The organism is Brevundimonas sp. UBA7506 (assembly GCF_002479495.1).
Lineage (GTDB): Bacteria > Pseudomonadota > Alphaproteobacteria > Caulobacterales > Caulobacteraceae > Brevundimonas.
Genome location: NZ_DLNQ01000005.1, coordinates 689,659 through 706,545, shown reverse-complemented (window position 1 = coordinate 706,545; position 16,887 = coordinate 689,659). Strand labels below are relative to the sequence as shown.

At 66.7% G+C, this 16,887-nt stretch carries 22 protein-coding genes; 12 read left to right on the top strand and 10 right to left on the bottom strand.

Annotation, left to right across the window (positions count from 1 at the left end):
- Positions 1-184: 184 nt before the first annotated feature.
- Both B3K53_RS05355 and B3K53_RS05350 read left to right on the top strand, forming a co-directional pair.
- The gene (locus B3K53_RS05355; RefSeq protein ID WP_292083074.1) at positions 185-577 is read left to right on the top strand and encodes a helix-turn-helix transcriptional regulator; all 393 of its coding nucleotides are present in this window, start codon (positions 185-187) and stop codon (positions 575-577) included.
- 122 nt (positions 578-699) lie between these two features.
- Positions 700-948, top strand: a complete 249-nt coding sequence (locus tag B3K53_RS05350) for a DUF7662 domain-containing protein (protein ID WP_312063129.1) — start codon at positions 700-702, stop codon at positions 946-948.
- Here the strand turns inward: B3K53_RS05350 and B3K53_RS05345 are convergent, their stop codons facing one another.
- Both B3K53_RS05345 and B3K53_RS05340 read right to left on the bottom strand, forming a co-directional pair.
- Entirely contained in the window at positions 949-1,218 is a 270-nt protein-coding gene (locus tag B3K53_RS05345; RefSeq protein ID WP_292083072.1) for a hypothetical protein, read from the bottom strand. It lies immediately after the preceding gene.
- Positions 1,219-1,239: 21 nt separating this feature from the next.
- The gene (locus tag B3K53_RS05340) at positions 1,240-1,476 is read right to left on the bottom strand and encodes a DUF378 domain-containing protein (RefSeq protein WP_292083071.1); all 237 of its coding nucleotides are present in this window, start codon (positions 1,474-1,476) and stop codon (positions 1,240-1,242) included.
- 211 nt (positions 1,477-1,687) lie between these two features.
- Between B3K53_RS05340 and B3K53_RS05335 the strand changes: the two genes are divergently transcribed.
- The 4 genes from B3K53_RS05335 (at position 1,688) to B3K53_RS05320 (ending at position 3,211) form a co-directional block, all read left to right on the top strand.
- Positions 1,688-1,939 (top strand): hypothetical protein, encoded by a 252-nt coding sequence (locus B3K53_RS05335; protein ID WP_292083069.1) that lies wholly within the window; start codon positions 1,688-1,690, stop codon positions 1,937-1,939.
- Between the two features lie 32 nt (positions 1,940-1,971).
- Positions 1,972-2,244 carry a hypothetical protein gene (locus B3K53_RS05330; RefSeq protein ID WP_292083068.1) on the top strand — a complete coding sequence of 91 codons (273 nt, stop codon included), beginning with the start codon at positions 1,972-1,974 and terminating at the stop codon, positions 2,242-2,244.
- Positions 2,245-2,418: 174 nt separating this feature from the next.
- Positions 2,419-2,673: a hypothetical protein gene (locus B3K53_RS05325; protein WP_292083067.1), complete on the top strand. Its 255-nt coding sequence runs from the start codon at positions 2,419-2,421 to the stop codon at positions 2,671-2,673.
- Between the two features lie 82 nt (positions 2,674-2,755).
- Positions 2,756-3,211: a DUF6894 family protein gene (locus B3K53_RS05320; protein WP_292083065.1), complete on the top strand. Its 456-nt coding sequence runs from the start codon at positions 2,756-2,758 to the stop codon at positions 3,209-3,211.
- 15 nt (positions 3,212-3,226) lie between these two features.
- Here B3K53_RS05320 and xth read toward each other — a convergent pair whose 3' ends face one another.
- Both xth and B3K53_RS05310 read right to left on the bottom strand, forming a co-directional pair.
- Positions 3,227-4,000 (bottom strand): exodeoxyribonuclease III, encoded by a 774-nt coding sequence (gene xth, locus B3K53_RS05315; RefSeq protein ID WP_292083064.1) that lies wholly within the window; start codon positions 3,998-4,000, stop codon positions 3,227-3,229.
- 131 nt (positions 4,001-4,131) lie between these two features.
- A complete protein-coding gene (locus tag B3K53_RS05310) occupies positions 4,132-4,371 on the bottom strand; it encodes a DUF6894 family protein (RefSeq protein WP_292083063.1) in 240 nt (79 codons plus the stop codon).
- On the opposite strand from B3K53_RS05310, the gene B3K53_RS05305 reads away from it, so the two are divergent.
- Positions 4,370-5,143 carry a Crp/Fnr family transcriptional regulator gene (locus B3K53_RS05305; RefSeq protein ID WP_292083062.1) on the top strand — a complete coding sequence of 258 codons (774 nt, stop codon included), beginning with the start codon at positions 4,370-4,372 and terminating at the stop codon, positions 5,141-5,143. The genes B3K53_RS05310 and B3K53_RS05305 overlap by 2 nt on opposite strands.
- Positions 5,144-5,156: 13 nt before the next feature.
- On the opposite strand, the gene B3K53_RS05300 is transcribed toward B3K53_RS05305, so the two are convergent.
- The 6 genes from B3K53_RS05300 to B3K53_RS05275 form a co-directional block, all read right to left on the bottom strand.
- Positions 5,157-5,915 carry a Crp/Fnr family transcriptional regulator gene (locus tag B3K53_RS05300; protein ID WP_292083060.1) on the bottom strand — a complete coding sequence of 253 codons (759 nt, stop codon included), beginning with the start codon at positions 5,913-5,915 and terminating at the stop codon, positions 5,157-5,159.
- A gap of 946 nt (positions 5,916-6,861) precedes the next feature.
- Entirely contained in the window at positions 6,862-7,053 is a 192-nt protein-coding gene (locus tag B3K53_RS05295) for a hypothetical protein (protein WP_292083058.1), read from the bottom strand.
- Positions 7,054-7,128: 75 nt separating this feature from the next.
- Entirely contained in the window at positions 7,129-8,745 is a 1,617-nt protein-coding gene (locus tag B3K53_RS05290) for a hemerythrin domain-containing protein (protein ID WP_292083057.1), read from the bottom strand.
- Between the two features lie 529 nt (positions 8,746-9,274).
- A complete protein-coding gene (locus B3K53_RS05285; protein ID WP_292083056.1) occupies positions 9,275-9,562 on the bottom strand; it encodes a SemiSWEET family sugar transporter in 288 nt (95 codons plus the stop codon).
- Positions 9,563-9,581: 19 nt separating this feature from the next.
- Complete coding sequence (locus B3K53_RS05280; RefSeq protein ID WP_292083055.1) at positions 9,582-10,577, bottom strand: NAD(P)/FAD-dependent oxidoreductase; 996 nt, start codon at positions 10,575-10,577, stop codon at positions 9,582-9,584.
- Between the two features lie 116 nt (positions 10,578-10,693).
- Complete coding sequence (locus tag B3K53_RS05275) at positions 10,694-12,754, bottom strand: AsmA family protein (protein WP_292083054.1); 2,061 nt, start codon at positions 12,752-12,754, stop codon at positions 10,694-10,696.
- Positions 12,755-12,902: 148 nt separating this feature from the next.
- Between B3K53_RS05275 and B3K53_RS05270 the strand changes: the two genes are divergently transcribed.
- The 5 genes from B3K53_RS05270 to B3K53_RS05250 all read left to right on the top strand — a co-directional run bounded on the left by B3K53_RS05270 (position 12,903) and on the right by B3K53_RS05250 (position 16,734).
- Positions 12,903-13,796: an SDR family oxidoreductase gene (locus B3K53_RS05270; protein ID WP_292083053.1), complete on the top strand. Its 894-nt coding sequence runs from the start codon at positions 12,903-12,905 to the stop codon at positions 13,794-13,796.
- A gap of 132 nt (positions 13,797-13,928) precedes the next feature.
- A complete protein-coding gene (locus B3K53_RS05265; protein WP_292083052.1) occupies positions 13,929-14,747 on the top strand; it encodes a TIGR02587 family membrane protein in 819 nt (272 codons plus the stop codon).
- Positions 14,744-15,130, top strand: coding sequence for a hypothetical protein (locus B3K53_RS05260; protein ID WP_292083051.1), 387 nt, complete (start codon positions 14,744-14,746; stop codon positions 15,128-15,130). The genes B3K53_RS05265 and B3K53_RS05260 overlap by 4 nt, the downstream gene beginning before the upstream one ends.
- Before the next feature lie 407 nt (positions 15,131-15,537).
- Positions 15,538-15,774, top strand: a complete 237-nt coding sequence (locus B3K53_RS05255) for a DUF5961 family protein (protein WP_292083050.1) — start codon at positions 15,538-15,540, stop codon at positions 15,772-15,774.
- Positions 15,775-15,870: 96 nt separating this feature from the next.
- Positions 15,871-16,734, top strand: coding sequence for a Ku protein (locus tag B3K53_RS05250; RefSeq protein WP_292083049.1), 864 nt, complete (start codon positions 15,871-15,873; stop codon positions 16,732-16,734).
- The last annotated feature ends 153 nt before the right edge of the window (positions 16,735-16,887 follow it).

The window sequence follows — 16,887 nt, the reverse complement described above, 5'->3', positions numbered from 1 at the left end:
GCCCTGGGCGTGCGCCTGAAACCGGCCACTTTGGCACGCCTCTGGTCCATGGGCGGGAACGGACCGCCATGTCTTCACGTCAGATCGCGTCCCTTTTACCCCCGCGGACTGTTGCGGACCTGGGCCCTGGACCAGATTTCCGAAGTCCGCACGTCGGCGCCGGCGGCCGCCCGGGCGCGTCGCCATGGCTGAGGAAGGGATTTCGTGCGAGGAGGGCCCTGCGCCCGAGGGGCGTTTGCTGGTCTGGTCCGAGGTTCGGGCCCTGGTCGGCGTCAGCCGGACCACGGCCTGGCGTCTGCAGCAGACAGGCGGTTTTCCAGCCTCTGTCGCCCTTTCGCCCGGCCGGGTCGGCTGGTGGGAGAGCGAGCTGGAGGCGTGGCGGAAGAACCGCGACAGACGGCGTTGGCGCAGTCCTTCCAGCCCCCGTCTCAAGGGAATGGACCGACGCAGCCGAAAACCCTGTGAGGAGAGCCTGGCTTCGGAGTGTGAGGCGATGAAGCCCAGGGCGACTTCGCGACCCTCGCGAAGGACGCCGAGGTCCGCCGTCCATCCTGATCAGATCGACTTCGGCTTCTGATGCGGCCGCGGCAGGCTGGAACGGCCACAGCCTAGCGGTTATGCGCGGCGGGGCGCGCTCGGCTTCCTGACGGCCGGGCGGCGCCGGCTTGCGTCCGCGCCGGTTTCAAGGTCACTGGCGCCATGGGGAAATATGATCCGCTTCGCGACTACCTGAAAAGACAGAAGGTCGACGCTCTCGAGTTGAGCTTCGCCGAGATCGAGCTCAGGCTGCGCGCCATGCTTCCCAAGGGCGCGAGCCTTCCGCAGTGGTGGGCCGACGAGGCCGAACCGACGCCCCGTGATGTTCAGAAGGACGCCTGGCGAGCAGCCGGATTCGACGCCTGTCTCATCCCCGGCAAGGAACGGGTGAGGTTTGTGCGCAGACGCTGATCACCAGGAAGGTTCGGCGCCTGCCGCCGGCAAGAGGGCCTTGCCGAAAGCTTCGCGATCGATGCCGCCGAAGAAGGGGTGTTCGGCCTCCGGCTCGCGGGACGTCTCTACCGATCCGACCGAGCGATCGCCGTCGAAGACGTAGCCGGTGCGGCCGCCGAAGCGGAGGGCTCCAGCCTCCTGCATCGCCTGGTCGTCCTCGACGGCCTCCAAGACCTTCATTTCGACGTCATGCCGGTCGTCGCCCTCGATGAAACAGAAGTAGATCATGGTTTCTCCTGGGCGAGCGGTTCAGCGAGCGAAGCGACGGCCGGCTTCAGCGCGGGGTTCATCGATCCGCAGGGCTCGGGCGAAGGGGGCGACCTGCCAGAGACCCGAAAGCCCGACGAGGACGTAGACGCCGCGGGTGATCGCCGAACCGTCGCCGAAGAGGGCGGATACGAGGTTGAAATCGAAGGCGCCGACGAGGCCCCAGTTCACGGCTCCGATGATGATCAGGAGAAGGGTGATGAGATTGACGGCTTTCATGGTCTGTACTCCGTGTGACGTCGATTAATCGGGCCGGGCCCCGCCCTTGTTCCGGCAAGACCGGTATCGGTCACAGACGCAGGCGTTCGCGAAACGCCGAGCCGGCCGGCCGGCCGGCCGGCCGGCTCATGGTCCGATCCGCACATATCGAACTCCCGGGCGAGGTCAGGGATTGATGTCGTGGGACCGAACTGGATGGAGACGCAGACCCATGATCACGAACCATGAAACCGACGACACCCGGCACGGCGATCAGCGCGGCCCGCACGCTCCAAAGGCCGGTCATCAGGGCCCGGCCGAGGCGGTCGATAGTCTGGCCGACGACCAGGCGGAAGAACTCCTGATGGACGGTCAGGAGGAGGTGTTTTCCCGAACGGAGATCGAGAGCGGCCGTATTGAACATCATGTCGGCGAGGAGGGGGCCGCCCCCGTGTCGTCTTCCCGACCCAAGTCCGCCGCCTAGGAACCTCGGGCCGGGCCATGGTTTCAGATCCCATGCCCCATCCCCTTCAGGAAAAGGACGCCCAATGGCGTCGACGCGGCCAGGGCGCCAGGCCGATCTTCGATCCCGGCACGGCGCCGGCGGGCGCCGACGAAGAGGCCGGAGGCGCCCGCTCGTTCGCCCCTTCCGAAGAGGGTCCTGAGACCCCCTTGCCCACGGAGCCTGTGTTCCAGCCGGGAGGCCCGCGTCTCACCCCGACCTTCTGGTACGGATGTGCGGCCGCCATCGGCGTGGTCATGGCCGTGCTCGGTCTCTTGAGCCTTTGAACAGGCGGACCTGAACGAAGTTTCGACTATCGGTCGAGCGGTCCGCGCCCCCTTGCCCATATGAAAAGGACCAACATGCTCCCGAATCCCCATGAAGCCTCGGCCAGGGCCGTGCGGAACAAACGGCCGGTCGAGGCCCAGTACGTGCGCCAGGGCCGAAAAGGGTCGCGGATCATGGCGGTTCTCCTGGGAGGCCTGGTGCTGACGGCTGTCGGCTTCGCCGTGGTCTGGGCCTTCTGGGCGGGGCCTTTCGCCTCCGCTCCCGTGGATAACGGCTCCCAGGTCGAAGACGCCGCAGCCTTCCAGGATGAGGTCGGCAGGCGGCTGACGACGGAGGCGCCTGTGACGGTCGCCGGCGACTCCGCGCCTTCCCGGACGAACGGGGCGTCGCGCGGCGCATCGGGCGCCGCCGCGACGGCGTCACGCTGACGCCGAGATGCAGAGCTTCCTCTTCGAGTCTGACGCAGGGCCTGACGGCAGGACGTTCAGGTGGCGATCGAGCCTCGCATCGGTGGACGAGGCCCGGGTGGAGGCGGTGCGCACCCTGGGCGAGCTTCTTCGGGACGACGGCGCCGCCTTCTGGAGTTCGCGCGAGGCGCGGATGACGGTCTCATCCCCTCGGGGCGAGATCCTGTTCCAGCTGGTGCTGAGCTCCGCCGGGGCGCCGGCCCTCACGGATGACCAGAGACGCGAGGATCCGGACGCCTGTCGAAGAGCGCTGTGGGAAATGCGCGAGATCGCCGCCGCCGCCGCGCTCCAGGACAGTCCCATGACTGATCAGGAAGCTCTGCACACCCTCGCCGCCATAGCGGCCTGGGTGCAGATCGAGGCGCCGGCCGACGGCGCGGCCTGCGGGACTGTGATCGATCTCCTGGTCGATCTCACCGCCGGGATCGATATCGACGCCCTGGACGACGCCCAGGCCATGACGCTGTTTCGCCAGATCGAGAAGAGCTTGGTCGTCTGACGGTCGTGGATACCGTCAGTCGGCGAGTTCGATCCAGGTCGGAGCGTGATCGCTCGATTTTTCCCAACCTCGGACCTCGCGATCGACGTTGGAGGCGCGGAGGCGATCGACGAGGGAGGGGCTGACCAGAAGATGGTCGATGCGCAGTCCCGCGTTGCGGGCGTAGGCGTTCCTGAAATAGTCCCAGAAGGTATAGATGGTCGCCTGCGGGTGGTGCAGGCGCAGGGCGTCGGTCCAGCCCTGGTCGAGCAGGCGGCTGAAGACGCGCCGCGCCTCGGGACGAAACAGGGCGTCGTCCGTCCAGCGCTCCGGCTTGTAGACGTCCGCGGGGGTCGGGATGATGTTGTAGTCGCCCGCCAGCACCACCGGCGCTCCGGTCTCGATCAGCCGGGCGGCATGGGCGATGAAGGCCTCCGCCCAAGCGAGCTTGTAATCAAAGCGGGGGCCGGGCGCCGGATTTCCATTGGGCAGATAGAGGCAGCCCACGAGAACGCCGTTTATCGCAGCTTCGATGTAACGGCTCTGGCTCGGGTCAGGGTCGTCGGGAAGGCCGCGTCGGGTTTCGTGGATGGCCATTCCCTTCGCCAGAACGGCGACCCCGTTCCAGCTTTTCTGACCCAGCCATATCGCCTCATAGCCGAGGTCGCCGAGGGCCTGGGCGGGGAAGTTCGCCTGCTGGGCCTTGAGCTCCTGCAAGCAGACGACGTCCGGGCGGGTCGCCTCCAGCCAGCGGAGCAGCACCGGCGCCCGACCGTTGATCCCGTTGACGTTGAAGGTGGCGATCCTCACCGCGGAAGCGTTCCGCGTCGAGAAGGGTGCCGGCGCCGATCATCTGAGGGGACCTTGGGACGGAGGACCAGGAAGACCATGGTCTTTAAAGGCGACTGGCGCACAGCTGTTCCGCCATCGGCGGGGACGCCTCAGGAATGGGTGTCGGGCTTGGCGGGGGCCGTGACGGTCACGCGCCAGATCTCGCGGCCGTCGGCATTCTGGACGATAAGGTCGAAGCCGAAAGGCGCCGGGAGAGCCGTAGACTGTTCAGCCAGCAACTCGGCGGCGAAGCGAACCCCTTCGCGGTAGGCGACATCGTCCGAGGCGGCCTCGTTCTCGAGCACCAGTTCCTTGTCCGGTTGGGTGACGATATATCTGTAAAGCGCCATGACGGACATCTATACGCGGGAGCGTGAAAATCGGATGATTTCGGGTCAGACGCCGACACAGGGGCTGATCGCCAGATTCGAGCGGCGGGACAGGATCAGTCCCGCCGAGCGGGTCGCGCTTGAACAGGCGCTCGACGCCCCCGTCCTGCATCGCGCGGGCGAAATGATCCTTCGTCCAGGCGCCCGGCTTTCGGACTGCCGCCTGCTCGTTTCCGGGCTCGCCGCCCGCATCAAGGTTTTCAGGAGCGGCGCGCGCTCCATCACCCAGCTCAGCGTTGCTAGAGATTTTCTCGACCTGCACGGCCTGGTCATGAAACAGGTGGACCATGGCGTCCTGGCGGTGACCGACTGCATCACCGCGGCCCTGCCTCACCGCCCTTTGGCGGATATGATCGAGACCCATCCGCACCTCGGTCGGCTGTTCATGCTGGAGCTGGCCGTCGACGGGGCGATCCAGCGCGAGTGGTTTCACCGACTAGGCCGCCAGGATGCGCTCGGGCGGATGGCTCATCTCCTGTGCGAGCTCGACGCCCGGATCGCTATGGCGGGGCTGGGGAACGATGACGGATTCAGCCTGACCATGACCCAGGAAGATTTCGCGGACTGCCTCGGGCTTTCATCGGTGCACGTGAACCGGACGCTCGCCGAGTTGCGCTCTCGCGGCCTGGCGTGCTGGCGGGCCGGATGGGTCGAAATCCATGACCGTGCCGGGCTCGTCGCCCTGGCGGGCTTCGATCCGAACTATCTTCGTCCGGACGCCGCGCCGATCTAGGAAGCGCGGCGGATCAGTCGGTCTGGGCGATCCTCAGTCTGTGGCCTGGAGCGACGCCCCGCTGCAGATAGGCCGGCTCGAAATCGGCCAGACCGACCAGCTGTTCCCAGTCCAGGACCTGAGCGGACCGGCTCGCCAGTGTCGCCACGGATCGGAGGGCCTTCAGAGTCCGGTTGACGTGGACGGAGGTCATCCCCGTCGCGTCGGCGATCTGGTTCTGGGTCAGGGGAAACTCGAAAGAGTCCGCCCCGTTTTCGCGGACGCCCTGGCGCGTCGCGATTTCGCAGATGAGATGGGCGATACGCCCCACGGCGTCCCGCCGACCTATGTTCACGATCCACTGCGACAGGACGGCGGCGTCGACCATGCAGTCCCGCCAGAAGGCTTCGGCCAGGGCGGGGTGCCGGGCCGCCGCCGATCGCAGGGCCTGGTGAGGGATTTTGAGGACCTTCGTCCGGCAAAGGGCCTGCAGGGCGGAGGTCGCGCGGGGCTCCACGACGGACTGCAGATTGGCCATGTCGCCGGGAACGTGAAGCGCGGTGATCTGCCGGTCTCCGCGGGCGTTCTGGCCGAAACGTCCCAGCGCCCCCGTGACGACCAGGCTGGCGAATTCCGTCATCTCGCCGAGGGCGACATGGTCGATGTTCGCCTCCAGCTCGGATGGAAAGGCGGGCAGGTCCAGTACGGCCTGCTGTTCGACGGGCGTGAGCTGGGAGCGAAGGTTGAGACGGTTCAGAAAAACCTGAAGCCCGGCGCGGTTCTGATGAGGCAAACGATCACTCCGCCATGCAGCGGGAACGTGCGCCCACGGCTGTCGAGGCCTGCGGGCTCTTCTCGACAGTGAGTCACCATGATCTGCGGGAGAAGCGGCCGCACTAACCTATGATATAAAACGCCTGGCGTCGGAAAGCGGTGAGCGGCAAATCGCCCGAACGCAGATCTGTTCGTCAGAGGCAGGCTCAGGGTGAAAATCAGACCGTCCGGTTCGAAGCCCAGAAGGATCCCGCCGGAGCGCGACGGCGCCTCCTCATTGCGGCCCGACTGCACGCCGGAGCGGGGAGGGATCAAAGGCGCCCGGCCAAGCTCGGGCTTAAGCAGGCAAGGAGAGGACAAGGCGCGTCGAAGTGTCCGGTACCGGACACCAAGAACCGTCAGCGGAAGAGGACATTTACAGTCGGCAATCACTTCGGGAGGTGAATTGTAATGCGGCTCGGCGACGTGTCAGCCCCTCTTCGGCGCGTCCCGGGCCGCATTTTGCGGGCGAACGCGGGAGGGCGGGGGTGTTGAGGAAATCGGCTATCGAGAGGGCCTTCGAACTGGCGGATTCGGTTCGCTTCGCAATCCCCAGCGCAATACGAAGGGCCATGATCTCCGAAGGCTATACCCAGTCGGATGTCTTCACCCTCGAAGGTCGTGCGACCTGGACGCAGCTTCGCCGTCGGTGTCTGGCCGCCGGTAAACCTGGCGCGCGCTCCGGCAGCGCCTCCGCCGAGGATTCCAGCAATCCCGGTCGAGGAGCGGCGGCTTCACGGACGTGACGACGGCGCGCCTGCGGCGGCCGGCTTTTCGAAGTCGCCCGTCTTCTCAAACTCCGGCGTTCCCTCGGTCTTCCCGGAAGCTGCTCTGTAAGACGGCGGGGGCGCAAGATTGTCCGAGGACCTGACCTGGCGTGATCCCGACGACACGGCCGGATGTCGAGGAGGAGCGGCGGCGTGTTTTCAGCAGGATCCGATCCGGTTCGTCATCATGGGCGCCGCATCGCCCTCCATCAGAAGTTCGCCCACAATCCTGCCCGTGCTTCTCAGGGCGTCCAGCCTCTCTTCGGCCTGATCCCATTCGCCTGCAGTCAATCGGCAGGAGAGGGTTTTGCCCAGCCATTCGTAGTCGATGAGGAAGGTCTTGTCGGCCATGATGGTTCTCCCCTGGGGGTGACGGCGGTGAAGCGGCGATGCGTCCGGACCGAAGGCCGGACGCATCCCGGCTTGTCAGCGGCGGTTTTCCCAGCCTCGACGGGAAGCCTCGGAATGGCCGCGGGAATCGCCGAACCAGCCGCCATGCCCGCGATCCGAACGTCCCGAGCGATCATCGTCGTCGCGATCTGAACGACCTCTGCTTTCCCAGCCGCGACGCGCCGCTTCGGCATGGCCGCGAGAGTCTCCGTACCAGCCGCGGCCGTCGCCATCATCGTCGTCGCGTCGGCGGTAGGACCGCTCATCGCGGTCGCGGTCCGAAGACGAACTGCGCCCGCGCCCGCCGCCGCCGGAGCGGTCGTCGTCGCTCATGAAGCGGCCCTGGTCGTCACGGTCCCGATCGAAGGAGGCGTTGCGGCCACGTCCGCCGCCGCCGCGACCTGACCGATCGTCGTCGCTCATAAAGCGGCCCTGGTCGTCACGGTCCCGGTCGGAGGAGGCGTTGCGGCCGCGTCCGCCGCCGCCGCGACCTGACCGATCGTCGTCGCTCATGAAGCGGCCCTGGTCGTCACGGTCCCGGTCGGAGGAGGAACTGCGCCCGCGTCCGCCGCCGCCGCGACCGGAGCGGTCGTCGTCGCTCATGAAGCGGCCCTGGTCGTCCCGTTCCCGATCGTAGGAGGAACTGCGCCCGCGTTCGCCGCCGCCGCGACCCGAACGATCGTCGTCGCTCATGAAACGGCCCCGATCGTCCCGGTCGCGGTCGTCATCGCCGCGCATGGACCGGCGTTCGTCCCAGCCGCGCCGAGCGGCCTGGGCATGACCGCGGGAATCCCCGTACCAGCCCCGACCGTCGCCATCGTCGTCGTCGTCCCGGAAGCTGCGACCCTCGCCACGGCTGCGCGCGGCCATGGAGTGGCCCTCGGAGTCTCCGAACCAGCCGCCGCGACCACGGCCTCGATCATTGTCGTCCCCGCGGTCGTCGTCGCGAGACCGCGAATAGGATCCGCCGCGGCGATCATCATCGTCATCGCTGACGAAACGGCCGCGTTCGTCTCGTTCCGGACCTTGATTTCTGGGCATGCCATACTCCTGGGTTGGGCGATTTTCGCCTTGAAGTTGATGAAAAGACACGAGGTGCGACGGGCGCAGCCGGTCGGCCTCCTTCAACAGCCGACGCTTCCGTTCCAGAAGTCGGCGGCCCAGCGCGGCTGTGTCGACGCCGGCTGACTTCGCCTTGGCGAAGACGCCTGTCCGGGGCGCCTCCTCCTCAGCGACATGGCGTTTGATCTGCTCGGCGAGGACCTTGAACCGAGCGGCCTGGAGCGGATCTTCCTGGCTGCTCGCCAGCAGTTCGATGATGAGGAGCTTGGCGCAATCGTGCTCGACCTGGGCTTCGTCCAGAGCGTCCTCGGTCTCCTGGCCGTCCGCTGCGCGGCAGGCGGGGTAGAAGATCTCTTCTTCGAGCAGGGTGTGAAGCGTCAGTTCCGTGCAGGCCTCGCGGATGATCGCGGCCTTGCGCCGGTCGGGGGCGGACTCGAACTCCGCGAACAGGGCCTCTACCCGGCGATGATCAGCCTTGAGCAGGTCGACGGCGTCGGCCTCCGGATCGGATGGGAGCTCCGGGGTCTTGCCGGTCTTGGGCGTTTGACCGGGTTTCCCCTGGTTCGCGGCGGCCGACGACCCGGCTTCCACCCTGGTTTCGCCGGGAGGGGCCTTGGCGCCTGCAACGGACTTTCCCGACGTCGGGGAGGATGCAGCCGCGGCTGCGGGCGTCGGCGGTTTTGCGGTTGGAGAAGGGGCGTTTTCTTCCGGCGTCTGCATGACGGCTCCTGTCGAAAGGGGACAGGGGGCAAATCGGCCTTGTGGATGCGAGTTCCGGTCATGCCGTCCTGGACCGAGCCGGGATCGCGCGCGCAGGTTTCAGTCGATCTGCCGGATTCTCTACTGCCCTGCATGCGCGGCTTTGCCGGTGGAATTCCGGTCTGGCGGGCTCAGGCGCCACAGCTTGACGTTGTTGTCGGCGTCCGCGCTACGGGGTTCTCGTCAGGGCCTCGCGCCCCGAGACGGCTTCGAAATTATTCGTCGGTCGAGGCTCGCCGGAGACCTTAAGTCGCATAGGCGTCTCATCAGAACGGGACGTGAAAGCGGCCGCCGTCCCAGTGCGCCCCAGGTATTGGTCGCGTCCCCTCGAGGCCGGCCGACTCCGGTGCGACTGTGAGCGCTAGGATCGCGCTGCGCGGGGACCGGTGTCCCTGAAGCGCCATTTCATCAACAGCACCCCCGACGCCATGGCCAGGGCGCAGGCGTTCGCGATCGTCACGGGCCAGGCCTCGGTCATGACGCCGTAGACCACCCAGAGGACGAAGCAGGTGACGGTCAGCCCATAGGTCTTGAGGCTGACGGCCGAGGCGTCCTTCTCCTTCCAGATCTTGAAGCCTTGGGGCGCGAAGCTGGTGATGGAGCAGACGGCGGCGGCAGAGCCGACGATATTGGCGACGAGTTCACTCATACGGCCGCAACGTCAGGCGTCATCTGCTGTTCCTTGAGGTTCGGGTGCGCATGCGGCGACGACTAGGACCGGCTTTGCTCTCGAGCGTGGCTTGCTCCTGCTCGCGCAGCCAGTTGTGCGCCCTGGTGGCCGCCACGGCGCCGTGGCCCATGGCCACGCTGATCTGATCCAGGCCTTCCACAAGATCTCCTGCGGCGAAGACGCCCGCGACGCGGCTGTCGAAGACGGAGTCGGGCGTCACGCAGCCTGCCTCCGTAAGATCAAGGCCGAGTTGTTCGGCCAGTAGTGAACGCGGTCTGCACCCCAGAGCCGGGTAGATGACGTCGAACGTCAACGGCGCGCCGGTGTCGAGACGGACGGTGATGTCATCGGCGCCGGGCTCGAGAGCGAGAAGGGCGCCGGTTTCCAGCCCTATCCCCGCATCGGCCAGGGCCCGGGCCTCGGCGGGGGAGAGTTCGGGACGGTTAAGCGGCATGAGAGTGACGTTCTGGGAATACCCCCGCAGGAAGAGGGCTTCAGCGGCGCCATTGGTGTCGCAGCCGATCACCCCTATCCGTTTGCCGATATGTTCATATCCGTCGCAGACCGGGCAGTAGCGCAGCACCCCCGCCCGGATCGCTGCCTCGTGGACGGCTTCGGGCAGATCGACCTGATTGAGATCCACGCCCGTCGCCAGGATGACGGCGCGGCTTGAGCGCGTGGAACCGTCTGCGAGATGAAGGCTGAATCCGCCGGCTACGGCCTCGACAGCCGCCACCGCGGCCTCCTGGATGGTCGCGCCGTATTGAACGGCGTGGCGGGTCATGCGTGCGATCAGATCCGGTCCCCGAACGCCCTCAGGAAATCCCGGAGTATTGTGCGTGAGGGGAATGCGCAGGGCCCGGCTCTTGCCGTCGTGCAGCACGAGAACACTCCGGCGGTATCGCGCCAGATAGAGGGCTGCGGTCAGGCCCGCGGGCCCGGCGCCGATGACGACGACATCGGGTTCAGAGGTCGGTTCTGTGTCTGCGGCCATGGTTTCGCTTCGAGGAGGCGCTCCATCCGAACAGATGACAAGGTTCGGCGTTCCATCCCGGCCCTTCGAGGACCGGGGCGACGAAAGCCGTCGGCCGGAGTGCGGCCGCAGAGAGTTCAGCGAGCGGAAGCGATCAGGGAGCCGCAGTCTGCGTCCTCGGCCAGGCCGGGATCGATGAAGCCAAGGAGGGCCGCGACCGGACTGACGAGGGTGGCAAGGGCGCCCACCAGACCGCCCTGCGTCGCCACCGCCGAGGCGTCCACGCCGAGGCGCGGGGAGGCGAGGGGGCCTTTGATGGTGATCGGCGCCCAGACGCGCAGGAGGCGCGGCTTCTTGGTTTCGCCGTCGATCCGGAGGTTCATGGTCTCGGCGCCGAGGTCGATGGTTCCCGAACCCTGGGCCAGGACCACGTCCGTGTCGATCACAAGGGTGCGAGAGGTAGCGACGCCGCCGGCCACCTTGAAATCCGCAACCGCGCAGCGAATGCCGGACGTGGACTGGTCCCCGGAGAGCAGCTTGCCGAGCCCGGCGCCGACATTGATGCCCAGCAGTTCGGCGAAGGCCGATCGCATCTGACCCTGGGGCGCCACCAGGCTGATGGATCCCTTGGAGTTGGCCGCCAGGTCGTGAATGGATGCGCCTGGCCCCTCCAGCCTGGTCCGCCCCAGGGCGCGTCCCGTCACTGTCGGGGCGCCCCCGCGCGCTGGGATGATCGACTCCAGGGGATAGCCGCTCAGGCGGAAATCGACGACGCTGTAGGGAATGGACTTGCGGGCGTCGATGCGGGCCGTACCGTTGAGTTCTCCGCGATTGAAAGCGAAGGCGACGGGGTCGAGCTTCAGGATCCCGTCCTTCAGGTCGGCCCCGAGGCTGACCTGCCGGATGTCGAAGGCGTTGGTCTTGACCGTACCGGCGCGGTAGGAGAGCGACCCGTCCATGGCGCGGAGCCGTTCCGTCCGCAGCGGGGCGTCGGGCAGGAGCTTGCCGGGCGCGCCCGAGGTTGCGACCGTCCCCTCGCCGGTGACCTGTGGTCGGGCGCCCAGGACGGCGGCGAGGTCGTCGATGTCCAGGGTGCGGGAGGTCAGTTTCGCGTCGACGCGGCGGCGCTCGCCGACCTTGTTCACCTCCAGGCTTCCGGACAGGTCGGAGGATCCGACCCGCCCGCTGAAATCGGCGAAGCGGAACAGGGCGCCGTCCCGGCTCAGATCGCCCTTCAGTCTGTAGGGCGGCGTGTTGGGCGTGGTGATCCCGGTCAGGAGATAGATGTCGGCCAGGTCCTGGCCCTCAAGCTCCAGCACCGCATTGAACCGCCCGAGGTCGAACGGCCGGGTGACTTCGCCCTCGGCCCTAAGTCTCGAGCCGGCGCCCGCCAGATCGGCGGTGAAGGCGTAGGGTCGGTCGCGGCGAATATTGACGAAGGGGCCGCCGGTTACGCGGAGAGTGAGCGGCGCGCCGTTCATCGTCCCCTTGCCGTCAAGCAGAAAGCCGCTTTCGCCGTCCTCGGGCGAGCGGGCCTCGCGCGCCGTGATCATGGCGTCGAGCTTCATGCCCCGTCGCTGTTCGTCCAGCGTCAGGCGGCCGTCCTTGATGACCAGGCGCTGGATGACCGGCAGTTTCGCCCCGCGACCGTCGTCGGGCCGCTCGGGGTGCAGGTCCCAGCTCCGGCGACCGTTCCCGTCCACGACAAGATGGACCGCCGGACGGGTCATCACCAGGGAGGACACCTCCACCTGACCCAGGAAAAGCCGTCGCAGCCGGACGGAGACGTCCAGTTGTTCGACTTCGGCCGTGTTGCGATCGTGCGCCCAGGCGGGGCCGCCTATGCTGAGGCGGCGCACCGTCGCCGAGGGCGTCCAGCTGAACAGCCTGACATCGAGGTCGCCGTTCAGCACGACCTCGCGACCCGTGGAGGCGGAGGCCGCCCGGCTGATCGGCCCGCGCAACCAGTTCCAGTCGAACAACATCAGAAACACCAGAGAGCCCGCGATCAGCCCAAGAGTGATCGTGGCCGCGATGATCTCCGCCTTTCCCGGACGCCGGACGGCCGACCAGACAGGATCCTGATCGAGGACATAGGTCTTGAGCCGGGCTGCTCTCGCCCTCATCCCGCGCCGGAGGGAGGCCGCGGCGGAGCGCAGGGCCTGCAGAGCGGATTTGTGGCCTGGTTCGTCGATCAAGGTCGCCTCCGGTGAAGCTGGTCAACGCCTGAGACCGCAAAGGGCGCCATGGGGCTGAGCCTGGGCGGAACGAGCCCTGCGACACGGACATTAGGTCGGCATGCCCGAGCGCGCCTGATGCAGGCCGCGCGCCTTCAAAGGAAGACCCATGTCCGATCGCCTCGCCATGCAGGATCCGCGCAACCAGTATCCTCGACCGCCCTTTCCCCGTCAGCCTCAGCCCGAACCCGGTCTGGCGGGCCGGATGATCCCGCGGCCCGACCATGGTGAGGACAGCTATGTCGGACATGGCCGTCTGAAAGGGCGCCGGGCCCTGATCACCGGCGGAGATTCCGGGATCGGGCGGGCGACGGCGATCGCCTATGCCCGCGAAGGCGCCGATGTGGCCATCGCCTATCTGCCGTCCGAGGAGAAGGACGCGCAGGAGGTGGTCGCCCTGATCGAGAAGGCCGGGGTGAAGGCCCTGGCCCTGCCAGGCGACATTCGCGACGAGGCATGGAATGCGACCATGGTCGCCCGGGTGGCGGAGGCCTTCGACGGTCTGGACATCCTGGTCGTCAACGCCGGTCATCAGCAGTACCGGGAGAATGTGGCCGAGGTCTCGACCGCCGATTTCGACGCCACGATTAAGACCAACCTCTACGCCTTGCACTGGATTTGTCAGGCCGCAGCGCCTCATCTGCCGCCGGGCGCGGCCATCATCACCACCGCCTCGATCCAGGCCTATGAGCCTTCGGACATCCTGCTGGACTATGCGACCACCAAGGCCGGGATCGTCGCCTACACCAAGGCCCTGGCCAAGCAGATGATCGAGAAGGGCGTGCGGGTGAACGCCGTCGCGCCGGGACCCTTCTGGACGGTGCTGCAGCCCAGCGGCGGTCAGCCCCAGGAGAAGGTCGAGCAGTTCGGGGCCCACAGCGCCTTCGGCCGGCCGGGGCAGCCGGTGGAGATCGCGCCGGTCTACGTCCTGCTCGCCTCCCAGGAGGCCAGCTTCGTCACCGGAGAGGTCTGGGGCGTGACCGGCGGGGCCGGCGTCGGCTGAGCCGCGAACGCCGTCCGACCTGGAACGGCAAGGCTTGTTGGATCTTGGAACGAAATGCGCCCTGGCTCTGGGGCTGCGCTCGTTAATGACGTCGTCAGTTCGTGGCGGCGGACGATTAGGAGGATCTGAAGGATGACGTCCGCAGACCGCGGGTTGGGTTCGGAGATCGACTATCTGTCGGATCTGGGGCGCGCATTCGGCGGCGCCCTGTTGTTCAGTCTCCCCTTGCTGATGACCATGGAGATGTGGGCCCTCGGCGTGACGGCTGCGCCCGCGCGGCGCCTCGCCTTCGTGATCGCCGCCTTGCCCGTCCTCTACGGCCTGGCTCACTACGCGGGCTTTTCTGCGCGAAGGGGCTTGGTGAACAACAGCCTGGACACCCTTGTGGCGCTCGCCGTCGGGTTCACGACCTCGACGGCGCTTCTGGCCATGTTCAACGTCCTTGACGACTCCTCCCTGACTTCGGCGGCGGGGCAGGTTTCGCTTCAGGCGGTCCCGGCCGCCCTCGGCGCCCTTGTCGCCCGTCGGCAACTTTCAGGGGATGAGGAGGAGGGCGACGAGGACGAGGCGTCCTACCCTGGCGAGCTCTTCCTCATGTTCGCCGGAGCCTTGTATTTCGCCATGAACCTGGCGCCGACCGAGGAAATGCGGCTGATCGCCTACCTGACGACTCCGTCAGGCGCCTTGGGGCTGCTGGTGCTGTCGCTGGCGCTTCTGCACGTCATCGTCTTCGAGGCCGGTTTCGCGGGGCAGGAAGAAAAGGAAAGCCCTCTTCGCGCCTTCCTGGACTTCACCCTGCCGGGCTACGCCCTTTGTCTGGCTGCGAGCTTCGCCATGCTGTGGGTGTTCGGCGCTGTAGATGGGCATGGCGCGGGCGCCGTCATGGCCAATGTCGTCGTTCTCGCCTTCCCGGCCGCCCTGGGCGCGGCGGCCGCGCGGCTTCTGGTGTGAAGATGAAGAACCGGGAGAAGCCCGCTCGCGAAACGCTGTCACGGCTGCAGTGCGTCTGCGCCTTGATGGGTCTCATCGTCACCGCCGCAGCGATCGCTGTGCTCGCGCGATCCGCCTTCGCCGATCACAGGCCGCCCGACCTGACCGTCCTGCCCCAAGCTCTTCGTCCTGTGGGAGCGGGCTGGGCGCTGGAGGTCAAGGTTGTGAACAACGGCGACATGACGGCCGCCGCCGTTGAGATAGAAGGGGAGGCGGACGGGGAGAAATCCGGGGCTACGCTCGACTACGTGCCGGGACACGGCGAAAAGCGGGCGACCCTGGTCTTTTCCTCTGATGGGAAGCCCCAGGCGCAAGTCCGCATCACGGGATGGAGCGATCCATGACTCTATGAGCGCCTGCGAAGAGAGGGCGACGCCGCCGGGAACCTTCGGAGCTCGCCCGGCGCTGGTTCGATATGCAGATGCTCGGCGCCATTCTTCTTGTCATTCTAGGCGCTGTTCCGGTCGCCATGGGATTGTTCCGGATCAGCCGCGCTTTCAGACGCATCGGACGGGGATGGAGTCCGGGGAAGGGCGCATGAACTTCCTGCTTTTCGCTCTGGGTCTCGTCTTCACCGCGGTTGCGGCGGCGGCGTTCCGGTGGAGCCGCCGGCATCCGGGGGCGCCTGGAAAGAAGGCCGATGAAACGCCGCCAGACGCCTGACTTGCGAAGCGTTCGACACGGGTGGTCGTGTGGGCGCCAGCTGAGTTAGCAGTCGAATACGATCAGGCCCAAGGCTTAGGAGGTCTCAATGTCCGGAACCGGACACAACCGCTTTTATGTCTACGCTGAAGACGCAGGCCGAGCCCATGGCCACGTGGTCGAGGCCCCGAGCTTTGAGGCCGCGGCGGTCGGGTATGCCGAACTGTTCTTTGCTCCTGTCAACGCCGGGGATGAGGTCCGTCTCTTCGTGGCGGATATGGAGGGAGGTCGGGAGCACTGCTTTGTCATCGACCTGGACGACGGGCAGGCCGAAACCTGCGGCTGAACCGTCGGCTCGGGTGAGACGCAGGGCAGGGAGCGAAACCCGTTTCATGGTGTTGATAGGGCGCGACGGGCGCGGCGCCCGTCCCGGAGGCTCGAAATGGCGTATCGCCCCACCTGGCAGGGACACCTGCGTCTGTCCCTCGTGACCTGCCCCGTCGCCCTTTACACGGCGACCAGTTCAGGGGGCGATGTTCATTTCAATCTCATCAATCCCGAGACCAACAATCGTATCCGGATGATCACCACCGACCCGGACACGGGCCCGGTCGAGCGGTCGTCCCTGGTCAAGGGCTATGCCGTCGCCAAGGACGAATACATCCTCCTGACCGATGAGGAGATAAAATCCGTCAAACTGGAGAGCACGAAAACGATCGATATCGAGCGCTTCGTGCCGGAGGAGGAGATCGACCGCCTCTACTGGGATAATCCCTACTACCTCGCGCCGGCCGGAGCGCTGGCGGAGGAGGCTTTCGGCGTTATCCGTGAGGCCATGCGCTCGGAAGGCAAGATCGCCCTGGGGCGCGTGGTCCTGTCGACGCGGGAGCGTCTGCTGGCGCTGGAGCCGCGGGATCAGGGAATCCTCGCCTATTCTCTCCGTACGCGAGGGGAGGTCCGCGCGATGCGCGACGTGTTCGGAGCCATATCGGACAAGGCGCCTGATCTGGCCATGGTCGATATTGCGCGGCGGATCATCGAGCAGAAGACCGGGCCCTTCGACCCGGACCAGTTTGTCGATCGATACGAGGAGGCGCTCAAGGCTCTGATCGCCTCCAAACAGAAGGGCCATAAGCCTGTTCGCGCCGCCGAGCCGGAGGACACCAATGTCGTGGATCTGATGGCCGCGCTCCGCGCCAGCCTGAAAGGGTCGGGCGCCGAACCTCGCAGGGGCGCGCGGACGGCCAAGCGGCCGGCCGCTTCGGAGAAGGGGAAGAGGGCTACGCCCCGGAGACGGGCGAGCTGAGGTTCGCCGGGACCCTGTGATGCTCGGCGCTCGCGACTGACCGAAAGGCGACAGTCGCAACAATCCTCGGCCTAGCTCTTTCCGTTATGTCGAAAGGGAGCTCGACATGAAGACCTACATCAAGATCGCGGCCGGCCTGGCTGTCCTTGGTTT